The sequence below is a fragment of the Aliterella atlantica CENA595 genome (assembly GCF_000952155.1).
GTDB lineage: Bacteria > Cyanobacteriota > Cyanobacteriia > Cyanobacteriales > Chroococcidiopsidaceae > Aliterella > Aliterella atlantica.
The window spans coordinates 35,314-56,655 of record NZ_JYON01000006.1; the positions used below are offsets into that span (position 1 = coordinate 35,314).

Consider the following 21,342-nt stretch of genomic DNA (forward strand, 5'->3'; position numbering starts at 1 on the left):
ATCAGGTTAACAGCACGTAAATGGATTTTGGTATAGGGTTTCTTTCTAACAACGTGATGCTGCCGATCCTAGATTTTTTCTACGGGATCGTGCCTAGCTATGGACTAGCGATCGTGGCGTTGACACTGGTAATTCGCTTTGCACTTTACCCGCTAAGTGCAGGTTCAATCCGCAATATGCGCCGCACGCGAGTAACTCAACCTTTGATGCAAAAGCGCGTCAAAGAACTGCAAGAACGCTACAAAGACAATCCTGCTAAATTGCAGGAAGAAATGAGTGGCGTTTACAAAGAATTTGGCAATCCCCTCGCAGGCTGTTTGCCCGTATTAGTACAGATGCCTGTACTATTTGCCTTATTTGCAACCTTGCGGGGTTCGCCGTTTTCTGACGCAAACTATAACGTCAACGTCCAAATATTGCCTCAAGGACAAATTGAGCGCATTCAACCTCAAGCTTTCGCAACAACTCCCCAAAATATTTATATTGCTGATGGCGTACACGCGCCTTTAATTGCCGTTTTACCTGGCGGTAATAACCTGGCAGTAGGAGAAAAAACAAAAGTTGAATTTCAGACTGTAGAAGGCAAATCCTTAGCAGCCCTAGAAGCAGAACATCCCGAAACAAACCTCGTACCTAAACTCAAGGTCACGAAAGGCGAGGAACGGATCAAAATTAATGATGACGGCACTATAGAAGCCTTAGCCCCAGGCGAAGCAACAATTCAAGGTACGATCCCTGGACTTGCTGCAGATAAAGGATTCTTATTTATCGATGCTTTGGGTAGAGTAGGGGCTTTTGATGATGACGGTACGATTCATTGGGATATCGTAGGGATGATTCTGGGCTTCGGACTTAGTTTGTATGCCAGCCAGACTTTATCAGGGCAAGGCGCTACTGGCGGCAATCCCCAACAGGAAACAGTCAACAAAATTACTCCTGTCATTTTCTCAGGGATGTTCTTATTCTTTCCCCTACCTGCAGGCGTATTGATGTATATGCTGATTGCGAATATATTCCAGACAATCCAAACTGTAATAGTTTCCCGCGAACCGTTACCGGAAAACGTGCAGAAAATTGTCGAAGCCGAAGCAAAAGCCACAGAGAGCAAAAATAGAGAATCGCTGCCCTTTGAGCCAGGTAGTTCCAAAAAGAAAAAGCTTCAGGGTGAAAATGACTGATAGTACAAAGCAGAAAGGTCAGCAGTGGTTAGAATCATTGCTGAAATTAGCTGGAGTGGCTGCTGATGTGCAAGCAACAGAAGTAGATAGTGCCAGCAACTCCCCAGATGAAGTGAAAAATTATTGGCTAACAATTGACGAAACTAATCTTAGTGCCAATCAAGTAGAAAATTTGATTGGTACTCAAGGCACTGTTTTAGATGGCATTCAATATTTAGCTAATGCAGCTTTGAACTTGGGGCAAAAAGAGCAGCAAGCCTTTTATACCATAGAGTTGAACGGTTATCGGGCAAAACGCCAAGCCGAACTAGAAGAAGTCGCCAAATCTGCCGCAACCCAAGTTCTAGAATCTGGAGCAGAAGTGGAAATCAAATCGCTATCTTCTGCTGAACGGCGGCAAATCCACACGATTTTGCAAGATTACGAGGAGTTAGAAACCTTTAGTAAAGGCAAAGAACCCCACCGTCATCTAGTGGTGAGACTATTACAACCTACTGTGGATGAGTGATAATACTAAACGTCAAAAGCCAACAACTAAATTCATTCAGACATTTGTTGACTTTTGACTTGAATCCATCGCTAAACTAGAAGTGTATTGTCAGCTAGAGCAAAATAGCTACAAAGATTATTTTTTGTGAGGATAGCTAGATCGTCTTATGGAGGCAATTTACATCCCCCAATTGACTAAAGCGCCAGAGCGAACCGAGGTAGTGCAACTTGACGATTTTCTGCCTGGTTTGGAAACGCTCACTCCAGTACGCGGTCAAGTCAAGATTCAGCATCATGGTAATTATTTAGAGGTATCAGGTCAGGCAGAGACAATTATTACTTTAACTTGCCACCGTTGCTTGCAGCAGTATAACCACCGCTTGAGCGTCAACACATCAGAATTAATCTGGTTAGATGAATCTGTTAACCAGCCGTATGATGGACCATTAGAGCGAGAAGTAGCTGTAGAAGATTTAGTCGAAACTCTATCACCCCAAGGCTATTTCTATCCCAGCGAGTGGCTGTACGAGCAGTTATGTTTAGAAATTCCCCAAAGACAACTATGCGAAGCTGACTGTGCAGGTATTGCTGCAACTAAAGCTAGTGTCAATAAAACTCCCGAAAAACCTGTAGACAGTCGTTGGGCATCTTTAGAAGCACTGAAAAAACAGATACCCTAGTAAGAAGATTCTATCCTTCCCCTATTAGAGGGACAAGGGGACAAGGAGATAAGGAAGACAAGGGGGTTAGGGGGATCGAAACTCAAAACTACTTTAAGTGCCAATTATGAGCTTCCGAAACGAGTTTGAACTATTTCTCCGCGCCCGATATCCTTTGATATACGTTCCTACTTACGAAGAAGAACGGGTAGAAGCAGCAATTCGCCAAGAAGCTCAAAATCAAGGCAATCGGGCAGTATATACGTGGGATTTCGTTGATGGTTATCAAGGCAATCCTAACGATGCAGGATTTGGGCGGCGCAATCCCTTACAAGCTTTAGAATTTGTCGAAAAATTGCCAGCAAGTGCGGCGGCTGTTTTCATTTTGCGGGACTTTCACCGTTTTTTAGAAGATGTATCAGTATCTCGCAAACTGCGTAATTTAGGTAAACTTCTCAAGTCTCAGCCGAAAAATTTGGTACTGCTATCGCCAAGAATTGCTATTCCTGAAGACTTGAGCGAAGTGCTGACGGTGTTAGAATTTCCCTTGCCTAGCGCCGCAGAAATTAAAGTAGAAATAGAAAGGTTGTTAGGGGCTACAGGTCAATCTTTAGGCGCAAAACTTATCGATGAATTAGTCCGTTCTTGCCAAGGATTGTCAATGGAGAGGATACGCCGCGTATTAGCACGAGCGATCGCAACTCATGGGGAATTATTACCGGAAGATGTAGACTTAGTTTTAGAAGAAAAACGCCAAACTATTCGCCAGACACAAATCTTAGATTTTTACCCAACTACAGAGAAAATCTCCGATATTGGCGGTTTGGATAACCTTAAAGACTGGTTATTGCGACGCGGTGGCTCGTTTACAGAAAAGGCTAGGGCTTACGGTTTACCGTACCCGCGTGGCTTGCTGCTGGTAGGAATTCAAGGTACGGGCAAATCTTTGATTGCCAAAGCGATCGCTCATCACTGGCATCTACCTTTGCTAAGGTTAGATGTAGGGCGATTGTTTGCAGGTTTGGTAGGCGAATCAGAGTCGCGTACTCGCCAAATGGTACAGGTAGCAGAAGCTTTAGCACCTTGTATTTTATGGATTGATGAAATAGATAAAGCTTTTGCAGGCATCGGCAGTAAAGGCGATGCTGGTACTACTAGCCGCGTATTTGGGACGTTTATCACCTGGCTAGCAGAAAAAACTTCGCCTGTATTTGTGGTAGCAACAGCTAACGATATCCAGTCATTACCGCCGGAAATGCTACGTAAAGGGCGATTTGATGAGATATTCTTTGTCGGCTTACCCAGTCAAGAAGAACGGTTAGAAATTTTCAACGTTCATTTATCGAGATTGCGATCGCACAACCTCAAAAGCTACGATCTAAACCGCCTAGCTTATGAAACTCCTGATTTTTCTGGCGCGGAAATCGAGCAAACCTTAATTGAAGCCATGCATATCGGCTTTAGCCAAAACCGCGACTTTACCACCGATGACATTTTAGAAGCCGCTAGTCAAATTATCCCCCTCGCCCGTACAGCCCAAGAGCAAATTCAATTTCTCCAAGATTGGGCGAGTGCTGGTAAAGCCCGCCTTGCTTCAAAACACAGTTCGTTAAGCTGTCGCATTCAACAACAGTTGCAATAGCGCAATTTAATGCTTAAATTTGGTATGGCTAAATGATGAGGTATCAGCAATGAAGTGGTCAGCGGCTTTAATTAAGTTGGTGTTGGGAGTAATAATTGCGATCGCACTTCTCGTTACTGGTAGCGTAGCTTTAGCACTAATATTTATCAACCGTTCCTCTACACCGCCACCCAAACCCATCTTTGCTAACGACAGCGCTGCTGTCAAAAAGCAAGCTAAAGCTTCACCCTCAAGCACCGCAGCCAAATCTAAATTAGCAGCCAAACCTACTAGCGAACCCGTGTCTAGCCCTTCTCCTGCATCAGCATCTAGCACTAACAAAGTCAGAGTTACCTGGGAACAAGGCTTAAGTATCCGCACTGAACCAAGTTTGGAGGCAGAACGTATCGGCAGTATTGACTACAATCAAGAAGCGATCGTCTTAGAAAAAAGTCAAGACCAAAAATGGGAGCGCATCCGCCTGGAAGACAGAGAATTGGAAGGTTGGATAAAAGCAGGCAATACCGAGCCAGTAAAAACAGAATAAATTCTCCACTTAAGCTCCTTCAACCTTCGCACCTCTATGGTTCGTTTACAAAGGCATCAACGCCCGCTGACAAGTCGGACAAACAGCATGAATTGTTAGCTGACAATCTAACAAGTGATATCCTTCTTTCTCCGCAGTTTTGCTTCCAGTTTTGAGGATAGAATCGTTTTTGAACTCAATCGTCTTATTACAACGGACGCAAATTAAGTGATGGTGATGATGGGGGTAAGGCTGATTGATCTCGTAATGCTTGTGTCCTTCTCCCAACTCTAGTTCGCGCAGAATACCCATCCGCGCCATCAGTTTCAAGGTGCGGTATATAGTGGACAAACTAATACCTTTCGCCTGTTCTTTGGCTTCTAGTTCGTGATAGAGATCCTCGGCACTAAGATGTTCGCCACTGGGTAGTTCTTGAAAAACGTGCAGAATAGTTTCTCTTTGAGGAGTTAAACGCCAGCCGCGATCGTTGAGTTCTGCCTTAAGTGAGGTAGCTGTGTAGACAGTCATGACATCGTTCTCAAGAAAGCTTTGTTATTGATAATTCTACTAAATTTTTGCAGCGATTGTCAACAAGTCACCGTTATTGAGAATGATTGTTAATTGAGTATAATCTAACTTTATAAAACGTGCAAGTAGAATTATAAGTGGCGATCGCAGTAGGTTAGCAAAGAAGCGATCGCATTTAAGTAGAAAAGCTAGCCATCTTCTAATAGTTGTTTTAATAAACTAGGAGCAACCCAAAAGCCAACTTCTCGCAAACGTTCAAATGTTGGTTGTAATTCAAGTAAGCCAGTTCCAGCAGCATCTTTGAGAATACCTAATAATCCAATAACTGTTAAACCCTGATTCATAGCAATGCGTCTTGCTGCTTTATCATCCAGAATTACCAAGTCGGCTTTCAGTTGCTTTGCTAGCAAAATTGCTTCTTGTTCGCCAGGATCGAGCTTTCCTATTTCTAAACTCTGCAACCTTTCAACTGGTTGAATTTGCAACCACTCAGGAGGTTGAGCAATCCAGTTTTGGACAACAGGGGGTGACTGAAGAGCATTTAATTCATCAGCTACAGCTTGAGGAATTATTACAACTTTATATAGAACCTGTAATACTTCAATACAGTCAATCAGCAGTAAGTAACAAATGGGCGATGTATCAGAAACAATAATCACTGCGCTCTAAACTTACCGAGAGTTTGAATATCTTGCGCTAATTCCGCCTCGTCATAGTTTAAGTAAACACCCATACGCTTTAGGAAGGCATGAGTTTCCTGCCGAGATTGTAATTGCAATATCTGGCGAACTTCAGCAGTGCTAACTTCACCACAACGGTAAGCATCAGCAACAATCATTTCTAAGAGCCGACGTGAAACATCTCCCCACGCTCGATCTAAGCGTTGGGCTATTGGATCGGGAATTTCAACAGTAATTTGCATAAAGGAGTTAGCTATGGTTGTTTGCTTACTTCTATAGTATGCGATCGCGATCCTACTGCTACACTCAGATTAAATAGCTAGGATTTAGAAACCCCTCTACGATTTTTGCGATCGAATGAGTTATTTTATAAATTGGTTAAATTCTTAATTAGTGTCCTTTTTTATATTAGGCTAATTATTTATACATCAATGGTTAGCTATTTACTTTGGAATTAATATAATTTACTGCCTGTTCAACAGTAATTGTTTGCTCAACCGCTTCGTCAGGAATTTCAATATCAAATTCTTCTTCTAAAATTAGAACTAACTCTACTAAATCTAAAGAATCTGCTCCTAAATCTTTGACAAACGCAGCAGTTGGCGTAACTTCACTTATATCTACTGCTAGCTGTTCAGCTATAATGATTTGAATTTTCTCAAAAAGATTTTGTTTTGAGTTTTCGTTGTTAGGAAGTTCTACTTTTGAAGTTGGCGATTCTACTTTGTTAGAGTCAAATGTCAACTCTTGCTCTCTTGACTCATCCTCAGATTTATCTCTAATTTTGAAGTACCAGTAAAGATTTGCAACGGTCAAGTTTGATGCTTTTTCTATATTTGATGATACTAGACTTTGATGATGAGCAATAGCAGCTTGCTGAGTAATATAGTTTTCATACTCCTGACGCAATTCAGATTTAAACATCATTGCTAACTGGTCGAGTAAAGAGAGAGAATGAGATTTATGATACAAATTCTCATAGCATATTTGTTCTTGGGGAATTGCATCGCTAATTAGCTCTGTCTTAGCTGTTAATTCGTAAGTATTATCCGCACTTTTAAGTAGTTTGAGTTCAAATGGTGATAAAGTTCGCAGCCAATCAACTTGATTTTGCCAGGATGCTAGTACAGCCATATCGTGAGTATGGATTCGGCTCAATTCAGGGAACAGAAAGTCTAGCTCATCTTCAGTTTCACAATTATCTATAACATTAAGGGCATCTTGACGAATTTTAGCTTGGAGACGGGACAAGCGATCGCTAACTGCGGCTGCTTCGTTTTGCACTTGATAAGTTGAAATAATCGCTTGGTCGATTGCCCAGGCACATTCCAAACGGCGCAGTTGTCCTGCGGAACAAGTAACTTCTAATAATTCGCGATTGTCATAATCCGCCAACGCCTGAAATAACATTCCTCTAGCACCATCTATTTCAGCATTCCTCCGACTAGCATCTTGAATTTGCATTGCTGAACGTAAACGGTAAAGAGCCTGAGTAAATAACCCATAAGCTCTGACTAAAATTGTGCGGTGGTTTTTAAACTCAACATCAGTAGCTACTTGCTCGATTAGTTCTCTAATTTCTGCTCCTTGATCTTTCAAAGCTTGTTTAAGGTCAATAAAGCCCTCTTTGACCTCTAGCCTAAGCTGACCTACTTCCTTTTTTAGTTTTAATGTCTGGTGCAAATTAACTGCTGACAACACACCTACAGCAACAGTCCCTACTCCGATAAAGGCTGTTGTCGCTTGCAGTACACCTAAGCTGGACTGGATAGATTGTAAGCCTGCTTGAACAGCAGCAAATCCTTGATGCGTCTGATACATCTGTGCTGCTCCCATTATCATCTGAGCAGGACTAAATACAGTTGAGATAGGAGTATTTTGAGCCATCATTCCGACGGCTTGAGCTACAAACCTTCCTGTAGAAGCATCTCTAGCCAAACCTATTGGTACTCCAGAGGATGTAAAAACTTGTACGTACTTACCAGCTTCGATAGCAGCTTGAACAGTAGGGTCAAATTGGAACAGCATAGCTCTATTTATATTGTCAGCTAATTTTGTTCGAGCCTAGCTTCTACCTCAAAGCGAAGATAACCGTATTTCCTCGGTATTTTTTCTATAAATTTGGGAATACTAATCTGCAAGTAACCACATTGACTATACAGACTATATGAATACTGTTCTAATTGGCACTGAAGCGGTTGATTTGTTGTCGCGGATTACTGGGCAAAAGCTTAGTCAGAGAGACATTACGCCACCAGTAGTTTTTCTAGCTACTTTGGTGACTATTCTATCGGGTGTAATTTACGTTGATGGTGTGGTGACAAATGAGGAGAAGCAAAGACTACATAGTACGCTCAACCGATTTTCTCTAGCTAATAGCAGTTTAGGTCAGTTAACCCAGCTAATGTTGAAAGGAGTAGCAAAAGAGCAGATTTACAAAAAACTTGGAGAATTAACACCACTTATAGCTTTACTTTCACCATCACAACGATTGCTGTTAGTTGGCTTTGGCTACGAAATGTCAGCAGCCGATGGCGATATAGATATTCGCGAACAGAAGTATTTACAGATTGTTGCTAATCGTTTAGAGATTGCGCCCAGACATCTAGCAGTTATAGAAGCTAGCTTTAGTGGTCAAGGGGATTTTGAGAAAGAGGCTTTAGCAGAAGTACAGTCTCTACTAGACTCTGCGCGGTTTCATGACTTAGACGCTGTATTTATTAAAGCTGCTAGCGATTTAGTAGCAGTTTTACCTACTATAGTTGAGCCTACAGTAACTCAAAAACAAAACTTTTCTACTTACGAACAGCTAGCAGAGTTTCAAAAACATCGGCAGCAAATTGATGGCTTATGCTTTGAAATTTATAAGATTGTCAAAGACTGTGCTGATAGTGATTTTTTGCCTAGTACGCTTGAAAAGGAGGTAAAAACAATTTCCAATAAGCTGCAATCTCAAAGGTTTAGAGTAGCGGTCATAGGTGAGTTCAGTCAAGGCAAATCTACATTATTGAATGCTTTACTAGGTCAAGAAATTCAGCCTGTAAGAGCAGTTCCTTGTAGCGGAACAATTACCATTCTTAGATATGGCAAGCAAAAAAGAATCATTTGTCGCTATAAAGATGGACGCGAAGAAGAAATTTCACATGAAGAGTATAAAGACAAGGCATCCATTTCTAAACAAGCCGCATTAGATGGTCTTAGTGAGGAGCTTAGAAGCTCTGAGATAGACGAGATCATCTTTGAAAGTCCTGACCTAAGTTTATGCCAAAACGGTGTAGAAATTCTTGATTCACCAGGATTAAATGAACATCCACAGAGAACAGCTATTACTCAAAAATTACTTAAAGAGACAGATGCAGCTATTTTCTTAACAAATGCTATGCGTTTGCTTCCAGAGAAGGAAAAAGATTTATTACGAGATGTTAAAAGTCAGCTAGTTGACGGACAGGAGAACGAGCCTGCTGACAACTTATTTATATTAGTAAACTTTATGGATTTACTAGACGATGAAGAGGACAAAATTGATATAAAACAGCGGCTTAATAGTTTTATTAATGGTAAAAATCTGTTGATTAAAGGAGAAAAGCGCATTCATTATATCTCTGCTAAAGCTGCTCTCAAATCCCACTTAAACGGTACAGAGGATGAATATTTACAAGCTTTTCATAATTTCACAAATCATTTAGAGCAATTTTTAATTTCTGAGCAGGGAGACATAAAAATCAATGATGCTACTAGGAACATTCATAAGTCAATAGAATCATGTGTGAATGGATTAGACCGAGCAGTTGAGATTTTAGAGGGTAAACTCAAAATTTCTGAACAAGAAAAACAGCAGATTTTAGAACAGATAGGAGAAGTTAGTGGGCGAGATGTAAAAATTCGTCTACTTGTAAACACTTTACTTGATAATGTATATGAGCAAGCAAACGCATCATGGCAGGAATGGCTTGAAGGATTAGATGAGCGTTTAGTAAAAAGATCTGAACAATGGTCTTCTCCACATTCTCCCATATGGAGCCGTAATGAATTAGCTAAAGACTATGCTCGTCAATTTAATCAAGATTTGTCTACAGAATTGGATCTCTGGATAAATAATCAGCTAAAAGAAAGTGTTTTAAAAGAATCCTTAGAAATACTTGATAATGTAATTCAGCAAGAATTACAGGCAATTCAGTCAAACTTTCAAAACATTAGCTATTTATTAAATAAAGATTCAATAAATATGCAATTTCTCCAAGAAAGTCAGGTAAACTTCAGTAGTGAAGCTACCAAGGGATTTTGGGGTGGTTTTGGCGTACTTGGTTTTGGTGCGGCTATATTACCTGTAATTTTATTTACTGGTCCCATTATGGCTATTATCTTAGGTATGGGTGCTGGGACTTGGGGTATGATAGGAATAACTGCACTGGAAGAATCTATTAAAAATAATGTTTTTCAGATGGGAGGTGAACAGTTTGCCAACTCTTTAGATGATATTTTAGAAAAAATAAATCAAGTTATTAATTCATTATTTATTGAAAGACTTGAATCAGTTAGCCAAGTTATTGAGCAAACAATTTTAATTTCTGAAAATTTGCTAGAACAGCAGAATAATGTACATCAGGCAACGTTAGAACAACGTAATGTAGAGAAAATCTGGATTGAACAAAAGCGCAAAGAACTTAAAAAATTGCAATTAGAGCTAAAGAAGACTATTGGTTAGCAACAATGATTTTCTTGCTGTTATCTAAAATTTATTTTGCAGATAGCAGTGAGAACACAACTTTGCTGTATGGAAATAATACAAAGCAATGACAATAATCAAAAAATGAGTGAAACATTATTCACATTACATTGAATGATGTTATAAAGCTTTTGATTGATTTTAGCCTTGCCCTAGTTAAATAAATTTATATAGGGTTCGAGTAGGAATTAGCTATGAGAGGATGCTTGAACTAAAATATAAGCAAATTTTTACGCGATCGCAGTATTATAAAAATGCAGCTTTTAGGTTAGTGGCTGTGTCTGCAAAGGACATCTTTCATCAAGCAGTCAAACAGGCTCTTCAAAGAGAACAGTGGGTAATTACTGACGAGCCACTTAAGTTTAAGTTTGGTGATGTCAACTTTCAAATCGATTTAGGTGCAGAAAAAGTATTAGCCGCCCAGAAAGTAGGGGAAAAAATAGCTGTAGAAATCAAAAGCTTTCTTAATCCTTCTGCTATTACTGATTTTTATACTGCCTTGGGTCAATTTCTTAGCTATCGTCTTGCTTTAGAAGTTACGGAACCAGAGCGATTGCTGTATCTAGCTGTACCTCTTGACGTTTACCAAACATTTTTTCAACTTAACTTCGCTCAAGTCGCAACCCAAAAATATCAAGTTCCGCTAATTGTGTACGATCCAGTTAAGGAGGCGATCGCACTATGGATAAAATAGACAGGTATCGCACATACGTTCAACAACTGCTGACTCGCTACGCCGAAAGCGACATAGATAATACTATAGAAGTTCAACTAATTCTAGATGCCGAGCGCGACCATTACCAGTGGATGAATGTAGGCTGGCATGGGTTAAATCGTATTTATCGCTGCATTATGCATTTTGACATCAAAGACGGCAAGATTTGGCTTCAACAAAATTTGACAGACCAAAATCCAGCCGAAGATTTAGTAGAGATGGGAGTACCTAGAGAAGATATTGTGCTTGGTTTGCAACCACCATTCAAACGCCAGTACACCCAGTACGGTGTTGCTTGATCTTGCGACTAGCAAACAAATATCATCAAACAAGCTCCCTAAGTGACGGATTTAGGAAGCTTGCTACTCAAATATTACAGGTAATTCTTTAAATGGCTGCCGCAGCCGCACGGATAATAGCCAATGTAAGATTAAGCTTGTCTTGAATAGTATTCAACTACTAGCAGTTCGTTAACTTGCAAAGCTACCCATTCACGCTCTACTAAGCTATTTACCTTGCCTGTCATCTTATTTTTATCAAATTCTAGATGACTGGGTAAATTTGCCAAACCTGGGTATTGGAGGTTATTTTCTACTAGCTTGCGCGATGCATCTCTGTCTCTAACGCTAATTGTTTCTCCTGGTCTGCACTGGTAACTCGCAATATCTACTACCCGACCGTTTACCGTGACGTGACCGTGATTTACTAATTGACGCGCCGCCGGAATTGTTGGAGCCATCCCCATGCGAAATACGGTATTATCTAAACGCATTTCTAATAATTGTAGCAATACCTGTCCGGTAGAGCCAGTAACTCGTCTTGCTCTACGTACGTAGCGCAGCATTTGCTTCTCTGTCAAACCGTAGTTGAGACGGAGCTTTTGCTTTTCCTCTAAACGAATAGCGTATTCCGAGCGCTTCTTGCGGTTTTGCCCGTGCTGTCCAGGGGGATAAGCTCTTCTCGCACTCTTGCGGGTTAATCCTGGTAAATCGCCCAGGCGACGAATAACTCTGAGGCGTGGACCTCTATATCGGGACATGAATTTTCCTGTGTCTTGACTATGCTTATAAGTTTGCCAAATATATCATTCTACAAGTTTTGCGCCAGCTATGCAAATATTTCCAATTTTTAGCTATACCGTTGCATAGTGAAATATTTTTGCCCATCGATCTTATACTGTAATAATGCTTATTTAACAAGCCTAATTTACAGTAACTTTATAAAGTGGGGAAATAAGTATCAATAAAAACACGTAAACTAAGGAATAATACTTATGCAATTTAGCAAATTTCCGCAGACAATATAGGAGATGCTAGAAATTATCGCCGCTTGCTCAAATCGAGTCGAACGATTATTAGTTAATTTAACTACAAATTACTCATAGCTCAATTTATTTATAATTATTCCTCAGAAAGTGGGTAGATAAATAACCATGATGACTGCTAATGGTTCAACTACAAACAGCCTTAGCACCCATATAGAAACTTGCCAACAGCAGCAGTACACAGGTAGTTTGCACGTTGAGACTGCCGACAAAGCGCAGCATTGGAGTTTGTATTTTTGTTTAGGTCGCTTGGTTTGGGCTACAGGAGGCTTGCACAATATCAAGCGGTGGTGGCGGCTGATGTCTCAATATTGTCCGCAAGTGCCTAACATCCACAAAACAGATGTATGGCAAATTGGCGAATACCAGGTATTGATAGCTTTAGTCAAAAAACAAAAAATTAAGGGAGACGAAGCTGTTAGAGTTATCCGCAACACTGTAACTGAAGTATTATTTGATGTTCTGCAACAAGAGAAACACACTCAGCTAACATTTATTAGCGACAAACAAGATACATTAAATGCATCGCTGACACTAATTAATCCCCAACACGCCCTCAGACACGCTTGGCAAGCTTGGCAAGACTGGTGTAAAGCTGGTTTAGAAAATACTTCTCCTAACTTGGCTGTATTGCTCAAACAGCCAGAGCAGTTGCAACAGCACACCTCGCCCCCAGTTTATCAAACTCTAGTTAGAGTTACTGACGGTCAAAGAACTTTGCGCGATTTAGCAGTGTTGATGAAGCAAGATTTGCTACTATTAACGCGGTTACTAATGCCTTATATCCGTAAAGGCATGATGGAGTTAATTAAAATCGGTGATTTACTGCCTCCTGCCGGAGTTAGCGTTAAAAATAACCCTAGATTAGCAGCCAAAGTCTTACCACGAGCAATTGAGTTAAAATCTGCGCCTTTGATAGCTTGTATAGACGATAGCCCGATTATGAACCAATTGATGGAACACATCTTAACTAGATCTGGCTATCGCTTTGTAGGGATTAACGATGCTGTAGAGGCGCTACCCGTACTTTTAGAAAATCAGCCAGACTTAATTTTCCTAGATTTGATGATGCCGATCGCTAATGGTTACGAAGTATGCAGTCAAATTCGCCGTATTTCTCAATTTAAAAATATTCCTGTGGTAATTTTAACAGGCAACGATGGTATTGTTGACCGAGTACGGGCAAAAATTGTCGGCTCCTCAGAATTTTTGAGCAAGCCAATCAAACCAGAACAAGTATTAGCAGTTTTGCGAAAGTATTTGCCATTACCCGCCTCGCAACCAAATCGACCAGATAATAAGCGATCGCCCATATAACTAGAATAGATTGCTAATGCCAGCAATCTGCAATTCATTATCCCGATAGGTTCATGCGTACTGTCCTAATTGTCGAAGATAGCTTGACTGAAACCCAAATCCTGACTCGTCATCTCCAACAAGCAGGCTTGGTTGTAGTCAGCGTCACCAGTGGCGAGGAAGCTCAAATCAAATTGAGCCTACAAAAACCAGACTTAATCATTTTAGATGTGATTTTACCAGGGCAAAGCGGCTTTGAATTATGCCGAGAAATCAAAAAAGATCCTCATACCAAACAAATTCCTGTAGTAATTTGTTCTACAAAAAGTACAGACGTAGACAAAATGTGGGGTAATATGCTGGGAGCAGACGCTTACCTACCTAAACCAATCGACGGACAAGAATTAGTCCAACTCGTGCACCAACTGATCAAATAGGAAGAGTTTGATGAGCTTATCTACCGATTCAGTATCGCTCGCCAACAGCCTAGATACATTAGATTCTATTTTTCCTCCAGCCGATAAACAAAAATTTCTCCGCTTTGGCTTGCAAGCAGAAAATACAGCCTTGATTGAAGTCGCTGACACCGCAGCGATATTTCAAGTCACCCCAGCCGAAATATTGCCCGTACCGCAAATGCCTAGTTGCGTACTAGGTATTTACAATTGGCGCAGCGAAATGCTTTGGACAATTGATTTGGCTCATCTACTCGGCTCACCACTACTATTTGCACAAAACAACGCTGCAGCTAGCGCGATGGTAGTAGTAATAGAAGTTGACAATCAATACTTAGGTCTTGTTGTTGCCGAAGTCATTGATATTGAGTGGTACGATTTGGCAGAAATACAGACTCCCTCAGCCAAATTATTTACGCCAGAATTATTACCATTTATGCAGGGGTATATTAGCGATGGTAGCATCGTCCTCGATCCAAGTGCGATCGCGCAATCGCCTTTACTCCAGCTTACTTAGGACAAATACTATCCTTCATTCCTATATATAACAGTGAGAAGACTATTTTCTACCCGCTCTGAAGACCAAAACGGCGACGCACCTCTGGTTCTGGGAACTCCCGCAATGGCACAGCAATACCACCAATCGAGCACAAATGTGGTAGATGGGAATGGAACCAACGGCTCAGGACAAGACCTATTTAAAAACCAGCGCCAAAAATTAGCAGCAATAGTCGAGCAAATGCGTCAAGCTGCTAACTTAGAAGCTTTGTTTGATACAACTGTCAGCGAAGCTCGTAAAAGCTTGCAAGCAGACCGCATACTTATATATCGGTTTGAAACTAGCGACCGAGGAATCGTAGTTGCAGAAGCTATAGGACGAGAATGGACACCTACACTAGGTGAAAACCTACCATGCACTTGCTTTGGCATGGATGAAGCTAAATTGTATTTGCAAGAACAGATAGTAGAAATCGATAATACTCATACGAATAACGCTCCACTTACACCCTACCAAAAGCAGTTATTAGAACGCTTTCAAGTGCAAGCAAGCCTTAGCTTGCCAATTTTGGTAGATAGAGACGTATGGGGTTTACTCGTCGTGCAGCAGTGCGCTATGCCGCGCCATTGGGAAGAAGTAGAAATTAACCTGTTGTCTCAGTTGGTTTTAGAACTGACGCTTACAGTCCAAACACTAGAGTTTCGCCTCAAACTCCACCGCCAAACTGAATATAGCCGCACAGCAACTCAAGTAGCAGCGAAAGTAATGGAAAAAATTCGCCGCGCCTTTGATGTCGATACAGTGTTTCAAACTACAACTTACGAACTACTGCAATTACTCAAAGCCGACCGCGTGGCAGTGTATAAATTTGCTCCTGACTGGAGTGGTGAATTTATCTCAGAAGCCGTTGCACCTGGCTGGATTCCCTTAGTTGGACCAGGAATTAGGACTATTTGGGAAGATAGTCACCTGCAAGAAACCCAAGGCGGTAGATATCGCCATAACGAAACTTATGCTGTAGATGATATTTACAAGGCTGGATATGCCGCTTGTCACATCAATATTTTGGAAGAGTACCAGATCAGAGCAACAGCGATCGCACCTATTTTCTTCGGCGGTACTTTGTGGGGACTACTTGCAGCCTATCAAAACTCTGGACCTCGCCACTGGGAGGAGATAGATATAAATTGCCTTGCTCAAGTAGGCGCTCAACTTGGAGTTGCCTTAAAGCAAGCTGAATACTTAGAACAAGTAAACACCAAAAATGAAGAACTAGCAAAAGTAGCAGAACAAGAACGTACAGTTGCCAAAATAGTCGATAAAATCCGCAAATCCTTAGATATCGATACAGTTTTTAAAACTACTACCCAAGAAGTTCGACAAATTTTGCAAGTGGACCGAGTAGTAGTTTATCGATTTAACTCTGATTGGAGCGGTGAATTTGTCGCCGAATCAGTAGCCCCCGACTATGCATCTGTTCTGAGCAAAGGATTTGAAGAAAAAGTAGGTAACTGTAGTGGCATAGTCAATCTTAGACCTAGTGGAAGTATGGCGAGTAATTCCCCAAGCATTTATCAACAGCAAGGTATAGCCGCTCAAAATCGCAACAGACAAGCCTTCTCGGTCGATGATATTTCCCAAGTCGGCTTTTCGCCGGAATATCTAGAAGCAATGGACCGGATAGAAGCAAAAGCTTATCTGACAACGGCTATTTTTGTCGGCGATAAACTTTGGGGATTACTAGGCACGTATCAAAACTCAAGTCCGCGCCAATGGCAAAAATCTGAAGAAAAACTGCTAACTCAAATTGGCACGCAATTCGGGATTGCCTTGCAGCAAGCAGAATATCTGCAACAAGTAGAAGCAAAAACACAGCAACTTACCCAAATTACCGAACAAGAACGCGCTGTTACTAGAGTAATTGACAAAATTCGGAAATCGTTAGACTTAGATACGATTTTTAGAACTACGACTCAAGAAATTCGTAAATTAATCAAAGCTGACCGCGTTGCTGTCTACCGCTTTAACCCTGATTGGAGCGGTCAATTTGTCTCAGAATCAGTAGGGACAGATTGGACACCTCTATCAACTCAGAAATTAGACAGTGATGTAACTAATTGCGATAGCGTACGCAATTTAGGGGGTGGACAAGCGCGTTTAGAACAAGACACCTACCTCCAAGATACTCAAGGCGGTCGGTATCATCAAGATAAAGAAGGCTTTGCCGTCAATGATATTTATCAAGCTGGATTTTCACCTTGTTACATTGAAAGCTTAGAAAGATTTGAGGCAAAAGCTTACATCACTATTCCCATTTTTGCAGGCGAGCAACTTTGGGGCTTACTGGGAACCTACCAAAATTCAGGTCCGCGTCAGTGGGAAGAATCCGAACAAAAGTTACTCAGACAAATTGGGACGCAGTTTGGAATTGCAATTCAGCAAGCTGCTACTTTAGAAAAAGTCCAACTGCAGTCGCAAAAATTGCTAGATGCAGCCAAAAGAGAAAAAGCAGCTAAAGAACAACTGCAAAAAAGAGCAGTGCAACTATTGGTTGCAGTTCGTCCAGCTTTAGAAGGAGATTTGACAGTCCGCGCCCCAATTACTGAAGACGAAGTAGGCACGATCGCCGATGCTTACAATAACACGATTCAAAGCTTGCGTAAGTTAGTAACTCAAGTCAAAAACTCCGCAAATAACGTCGCCCTGACATCGCGCCAAAGCGAGTCAGCAATCGTCAACCTCAGCACTCAAGCGCAGTATCAAGTTGAAGAACTCACCGATACTTTAGAGCAAATTCAACAGATGATTAACGTCACTCAAATTGTGAGCGCCAACGCTCAACAAGTAGAAGTTGCCGTACAGCAAGCCAACCATACAGTACAAACAGGTAATACTGCTATGAACCGTACTGTAGACGGCATTTTGGAAATTAGAAAAACAGTTGCCGAAACGGGTAAGAAAATTAAGCGCCTGAGCGAATCATCGCAAAAAATCTCGCGGGTTGTTAACTTAATTAGCAACTTTACTACGCAAACGCAACTACTAGCTTTGAATGCCTCAATCGAAGCTACCCGCGCCGGAGAGTACGGTAGAGGTTTTGCTGTAGTAGCAGATGAAGTCCGCTCTTTAGCCCGTCAGTCAGCCAAAGCAACTACAGAAATTGAGCAATTGGTTCAAGATATTCAAACAGAAACCATTGATGTCGCAGCAGCGATGGATGCTGGAGTAGAACAAGTAGTAGCTGGGACTAATCTGGTTAATGAGACTAGACAAAGCTTAAATGCGATCGTCGAATCGACAGCCCAAATCAGCCAGTTAGTGCAAGGAATTACTCAATCAACCTTAGCTCAAACTCAGCAATCGCAATCTGTCACCCAAACGATTGCCGATTTAGCTTCAGTTGCAACAAGAACATCCGAAGGTTCGGTGCAAATTTCCAACTCTTTCAAAGAATTACTGGCAATGGCTAAAGACCTCCAAGCCAGCGTCGAACAGTTCAAAGTCAATTAAAACTGAGAAATGAGCATAGTTATAAATGCTAAATCAACTTAAGATTTAGTATTTATAACTAAAATCATTAATGCTTCAGCATCGATCGCTAAAAATTATTAAGAAATGCTAAATTTCAGGTCAATTTAGCACTTATAACTAAAAACTATCAACCTTCTAAAATTACTAACTCAAAACTCAAAACTTAAAACTCAAAACTATTAATGACCAGCATCTACGACGAAACGCGCAATCTATTCTTGCTTGAAGCGCCAGAACTATTAGAAAATATCGAACGCGACTTACTCAACTTAAAAGAAGACCGCAGCCCTGCTAAAGTACACAACCTCATGCGGATGACGCACACCCTCAAAGGCGCTGCTGCTTGTGTTGGGTTAGAAACAATTAAAACAGTGGCGCATTCTTTGGAAGATGCATTCAAGGCACTGTATAACCCTGATGTAGTTATCGATCCAGAGTTGGAATCATTATTATTTCAAGGTTATGAGTGCTTGCGCCTGCCTTTAACTGCCGAATTTACAGATACGCCTATAGATGAAGCTGAAGTCCTTAACCGCGCTGCTGGAGTATTTACTAGCCTGCAAGGAAAGTTAGGCGACTTGTTTGACAACCAAGCACAAATTCCTTCATCAGCAGAATTGGGATTTGATATTACTCAGTCAATCTTTGAAACTGGAGTTAGCAAAAGGTTAAAAGATTTAGCTGCAGCTTTAGAACATTCCCAAACAGCAGAGATAGCATCACTTTTACAAGAGCAAGCTACAGTATTTGTGGGTTTAGCAGAGTCGCTCAAATTACCTGGTTTTGGCGCGATCGCTTCCACTATTTTACAAGCTCTCCAAGTTCGCCCAAATGAGGTTATTAGTATTGCTCAAATAGCTTTAGCAGACTTAGAAGCAGCGCAAGCAGTTATCCTTGCAGGCGATCGCGATCGCGGCGGCGAACCTTCTGCTGCTTTGCAAGCATTAGCGGCTAACGATAACCAACAAGATTTAGATTTGCCCGATTTAAGCCTACTCGAACAGCTTGGAGATGATCTTGAATCTCAACTACCAAATAGTTTAGAAGAGACGGAATTTGCGCTGGAATTAAATGATACATGGGACTTTAGCCCAGAATCTATGGAGCAAGTTTTTGGTAGTTTGCCGTTAGAGACAGCACCAGAAGTTGCTGCTAACAGTGAAGTTAATCTTCCTACTTTAAATTCAACTAGCGAACGACCCAAAGAGCAAGCTACCCCTAATCCAACTGTACGCGTCGAACAATTAAAACTGGCTAGGCTCAATCAACTTTCTGGAGAACTACTTACCAATCAAAATCACCAATTTGCAGCAGACGAGCAAATTCAAGCTACTATCCAGAAATTGCAGCAACAGTTGTCTCAACACCAGAAAGTTCTCACTCAACTACGCGACTGGTCAGATATGCTGACAATAGAAATGGAGCAGCCCGTAGCCACCGATACAGAGCGACTACACAACCTGCAACAGTCATTTACTAGCGAGTTTCAGCAGCTTTTAAACTCTGCTTGGGACGATACTATTCAAATGGAAGAAACGCTAGAAGAAACTGGCTTATTTAGCAGCAAATCAAGCCAAATTCTCGAAAAACAACAAAGGCTATTAACTAGCGTCCGCGACGACTTGCTCTCAGCCCAGATGTCACCTTTAGGCGAAATTTTTAGTCGCTTTGAGCGAGTATTACAGCAATTAAGTAGCGTACATGGCAAACAAGCACAACTAGAAATTAGCGGCACAGAAGTGTTGATCGATAAAGCGATCGCCCAAAAACTATACGATCCCATCCTCCATTTAGTTCGTAATGCTTACGATCACGGTATTGAAAGCGCGCAGCAACGCCTGCAATTAGGGAAATCAGAGCAAGGACAAATCTGCATTCAAGCTTATCAGCAAGAGCGCTGGACAGTAATTGCCGTCAGCGATGATGGCAAAGGTTTGGATTTTGAGAAAATTGGCGAACGAGCGCTGGAAGTAAACTTAATTGCCCCAGAACAAGCAGAAAGCCTCACAGAAGAGAAGCTGATCGATTTATTGTTTACACCAGGATTTTCCACTGTAGCTCAAGTTAGCGATTTATCTGGGCGCGGTGTGGGGTTAGATGTCGTGCGATCGCAAATAGAAAGCCTGCAGGGGCAAATTTCAGTGCGATCGCAACCCCAACAAGGTACGACTTTTTATCTCCAAATTCCTGTCAGCTTAAAGATTGCTAAAGTATTAACTGTCCAAGTAGGCGATCGCGCTTACGGTTTTGTCGCCGAAGCGATCGAGCGAATTTTACTGCCGCAACCAGAGCAAATTAACCAATGGCAAAGCGGACAAAGAGTTATGCAATGGCAGGAAGACGAGCAACAATATTCTGTACCCGTCTATAAACTATCCCATATAGTTCAGCATTCTTCCTTAGCTAAAGCAAGTCAACAGCCATCCCCTTTACTACTAATTCAACACCAAGAAGAAGTAATTGGCATAGAAGTTGACCGAGTAATTGGCGAACAAGAGTTAGTAATTAGACCTGTAGGCGAAATAATTAATCCTCCTAGTTACGTGCTGGGCTGTTGTATATTGGCTGATGGCAGTTTGACCTTGATGCTTGATAGTACAGAACTAATTACACAGTTACCCAAGCAAAAAGGAATCGATAGTGAGCCAACTAAAGCTATTCTCCCTGCACCCGTAGGTAACACCGAAAGTATCGGCACAGCACAGATATTAGTAGTAGATGATTCAGTTACAGTACGACAAAACTTAGCGGCAGTTTTACAAAAAGCTGGTTATCAAGTTTGGCAAGCTAAAGACGGCACAGAAGCGATCGCTACCTTAGAGCAATATCCAAAAATCAAACTAATCATTTCTGATGTGGAAATGCCAGGAATGAATGGCTTTAAGTTTTTAAGCCATCGTTCGGCACATCCAGCTTGGCAGAAAATTCCCGTAATTATGCTTACCTCGCGCAGCAGCGAAAAATATCAACAGATTGCTTTTGAGTTAGGTGCTAATGGCTACTTGACCAAACCCTATTTGGATCGAGAAATTTTAAATGCTGTTACTAATGCGATCGCGGCTTAATTAAGCTTAATTGCAACTTTTTCCACCAATTGGGCTTAAAATTTTGCTAA

17 protein-coding genes and 1 pseudogene are annotated in these 21,342 nt (G+C 41.3%); 13 read left to right on the plus strand and 5 right to left on the minus strand.

The window, feature by feature from the left end:
* Nucleotides 1-20 precede the first annotated feature (20 nt).
* The 5 genes from yidC (at nt 21) to UH38_RS07370 (ending at nt 4,494) form a co-directional block, all read left to right on the plus strand.
* On the plus strand, nt 21-1,178 hold the full coding sequence (yidC, locus tag UH38_RS07350) for a membrane protein insertase YidC (protein WP_045054002.1): 1,158 nt from the start codon (nt 21-23) through the stop codon (nt 1,176-1,178).
* Nucleotides 1,171-1,686, plus strand: coding sequence for a Jag family protein (locus UH38_RS07355; RefSeq protein ID WP_045054003.1), 516 nt, complete (start codon nt 1,171-1,173; stop codon nt 1,684-1,686). Before yidC ends, UH38_RS07355 begins: the two co-directional genes overlap by 8 nt.
* Nucleotides 1,687-1,834: 148 nt before the next feature.
* Entirely contained in the window at nt 1,835-2,347 is a 513-nt protein-coding gene (locus UH38_RS07360) for a YceD family protein (protein ID WP_045054004.1), read from the plus strand.
* 106 nt (nt 2,348-2,453) lie between these two features.
* Entirely contained in the window at nt 2,454-3,968 is a 1,515-nt protein-coding gene (locus tag UH38_RS07365; protein WP_045054005.1) for an AAA family ATPase, read from the plus strand.
* A gap of 49 nt (nt 3,969-4,017) precedes the next feature.
* Nucleotides 4,018-4,494, plus strand: a complete 477-nt coding sequence (locus UH38_RS07370; protein ID WP_045054006.1) for an SH3 domain-containing protein — start codon at nt 4,018-4,020, stop codon at nt 4,492-4,494.
* Between the two features lie 45 nt (nt 4,495-4,539).
* On the opposite strand, the gene UH38_RS07375 is transcribed toward UH38_RS07370, so the two are convergent.
* The 4 genes and pseudogenes from UH38_RS07375 to acpP all read right to left on the minus strand — a co-directional run.
* Nucleotides 4,540-5,001, minus strand: a complete 462-nt coding sequence (locus tag UH38_RS07375; RefSeq protein WP_045054007.1) for a Fur family transcriptional regulator — start codon at nt 4,999-5,001, stop codon at nt 4,540-4,542.
* 188 nt (nt 5,002-5,189) lie between these two features.
* Nucleotides 5,190-5,660, minus strand: coding sequence for a DUF3368 domain-containing protein (locus UH38_RS07380; protein WP_045054008.1), 471 nt, complete (start codon nt 5,658-5,660; stop codon nt 5,190-5,192).
* Nucleotides 5,657-5,923: a UPF0175 family protein gene (locus UH38_RS07385; protein WP_045054009.1), complete on the minus strand. Its 267-nt coding sequence runs from the start codon at nt 5,921-5,923 to the stop codon at nt 5,657-5,659. The genes UH38_RS07380 and UH38_RS07385 overlap by 4 nt, the downstream gene beginning before the upstream one ends.
* Nucleotides 5,924-6,116: 193 nt before the next feature.
* Nucleotides 6,117-6,359, minus strand: a pseudogene (gene acpP / locus UH38_RS25865) (acyl carrier protein); the annotation flags it as partial.
* 1,489 nt (nt 6,360-7,848) lie between these two features.
* Here acpP and UH38_RS07400 point away from each other — a divergent pair.
* The 3 genes from UH38_RS07400 to UH38_RS07410 all read left to right on the plus strand — a co-directional run bounded on the left by UH38_RS07400 (nt 7,849) and on the right by UH38_RS07410 (nt 11,421).
* The gene (locus UH38_RS07400) at nt 7,849-10,386 is read left to right on the plus strand and encodes a dynamin family protein (protein ID WP_045054010.1); all 2,538 of its coding nucleotides are present in this window, start codon (nt 7,849-7,851) and stop codon (nt 10,384-10,386) included.
* Between the two features lie 298 nt (nt 10,387-10,684).
* Entirely contained in the window at nt 10,685-11,101 is a 417-nt protein-coding gene (locus UH38_RS07405; protein ID WP_045054132.1) for a XisH family protein, read from the plus strand.
* Nucleotides 11,089-11,421, plus strand: a complete 333-nt coding sequence (locus tag UH38_RS07410) for a XisI protein (RefSeq protein ID WP_045054011.1) — start codon at nt 11,089-11,091, stop codon at nt 11,419-11,421. Before UH38_RS07405 ends, UH38_RS07410 begins: the two co-directional genes overlap by 13 nt.
* 131 nt (nt 11,422-11,552) lie before the next feature.
* On the opposite strand, the gene rpsD is transcribed toward UH38_RS07410, so the two are convergent.
* On the minus strand, nt 11,553-12,161 hold the full coding sequence (rpsD, locus tag UH38_RS07415) for a 30S ribosomal protein S4 (protein WP_045054012.1): 609 nt from the start codon (nt 12,159-12,161) through the stop codon (nt 11,553-11,555).
* Nucleotides 12,162-12,554: 393 nt separating this feature from the next.
* On the opposite strand from rpsD, the gene UH38_RS07420 reads away from it, so the two are divergent.
* The 5 genes from UH38_RS07420 to UH38_RS07440 all read left to right on the plus strand — a co-directional run bounded on the left by UH38_RS07420 (nt 12,555) and on the right by UH38_RS07440 (nt 21,292).
* Nucleotides 12,555-13,763 carry a response regulator gene (locus UH38_RS07420; RefSeq protein WP_045054013.1) on the plus strand — a complete coding sequence of 403 codons (1,209 nt, stop codon included), beginning with the start codon at nt 12,555-12,557 and terminating at the stop codon, nt 13,761-13,763.
* 53 nt (nt 13,764-13,816) lie between these two features.
* Nucleotides 13,817-14,179, plus strand: a complete 363-nt coding sequence (locus UH38_RS07425; RefSeq protein WP_045054014.1) for a response regulator transcription factor — start codon at nt 13,817-13,819, stop codon at nt 14,177-14,179.
* 10 nt (nt 14,180-14,189) lie between these two features.
* Nucleotides 14,190-14,714, plus strand: coding sequence for a chemotaxis protein CheW (locus UH38_RS07430; RefSeq protein ID WP_052672299.1), 525 nt, complete (start codon nt 14,190-14,192; stop codon nt 14,712-14,714).
* A 33-nt stretch (nt 14,715-14,747) separates the two neighbouring features.
* Nucleotides 14,748-18,206: a GAF domain-containing protein gene (locus tag UH38_RS07435; RefSeq protein WP_144405643.1), complete on the plus strand. Its 3,459-nt coding sequence runs from the start codon at nt 14,748-14,750 to the stop codon at nt 18,204-18,206.
* A 203-nt stretch (nt 18,207-18,409) separates the two neighbouring features.
* On the plus strand, nt 18,410-21,292 hold the full coding sequence (locus UH38_RS07440; RefSeq protein ID WP_045054016.1) for a hybrid sensor histidine kinase/response regulator: 2,883 nt from the start codon (nt 18,410-18,412) through the stop codon (nt 21,290-21,292).
* Nucleotides 21,293-21,342: the final 50 nt, after the last annotated feature.

Coding starts and splice junctions, on each gene's coding strand:
- yidC (WP_045054002.1), top strand. CDS start 21: ATGGATTTTGGTATAGGGTTTCTTTCTAACAACGTGATGCTGCCGATC.
- UH38_RS07355 (WP_045054003.1), top strand. CDS start 1,171: ATGACTGATAGTACAAAGCAGAAAGGTCAGCAGTGGTTAGAATCATTG.
- UH38_RS07360 (WP_045054004.1), top strand. CDS start 1,835: ATGGAGGCAATTTACATCCCCCAATTGACTAAAGCGCCAGAGCGAACC.
- UH38_RS07365 (WP_045054005.1), top strand. CDS start 2,454: ATGAGCTTCCGAAACGAGTTTGAACTATTTCTCCGCGCCCGATATCCT.
- UH38_RS07370 (WP_045054006.1), top strand. CDS start 4,018: ATGAAGTGGTCAGCGGCTTTAATTAAGTTGGTGTTGGGAGTAATAATT.
- UH38_RS07375 (WP_045054007.1), bottom strand. CDS start 5,001: ATGACTGTCTACACAGCTACCTCACTTAAGGCAGAACTCAACGATCGC.
- UH38_RS07385 (WP_045054009.1), bottom strand. CDS start 5,923: ATGCAAATTACTGTTGAAATTCCCGATCCAATAGCCCAACGCTTAGAT.
- UH38_RS07400 (WP_045054010.1), top strand. CDS start 7,849: ATGAATACTGTTCTAATTGGCACTGAAGCGGTTGATTTGTTGTCGCGG.
- UH38_RS07410 (WP_045054011.1), top strand. CDS start 11,089: ATGGATAAAATAGACAGGTATCGCACATACGTTCAACAACTGCTGACT.
- rpsD (WP_045054012.1), bottom strand. CDS start 12,161: ATGTCCCGATATAGAGGTCCACGCCTCAGAGTTATTCGTCGCCTGGGC.
- UH38_RS07420 (WP_045054013.1), top strand. CDS start 12,555: ATGATGACTGCTAATGGTTCAACTACAAACAGCCTTAGCACCCATATA.
- UH38_RS07425 (WP_045054014.1), top strand. CDS start 13,817: ATGCGTACTGTCCTAATTGTCGAAGATAGCTTGACTGAAACCCAAATC.
- UH38_RS07430 (WP_052672299.1), top strand. CDS start 14,190: ATGAGCTTATCTACCGATTCAGTATCGCTCGCCAACAGCCTAGATACA.
- UH38_RS07440 (WP_045054016.1), top strand. CDS start 18,410: ATGACCAGCATCTACGACGAAACGCGCAATCTATTCTTGCTTGAAGCG.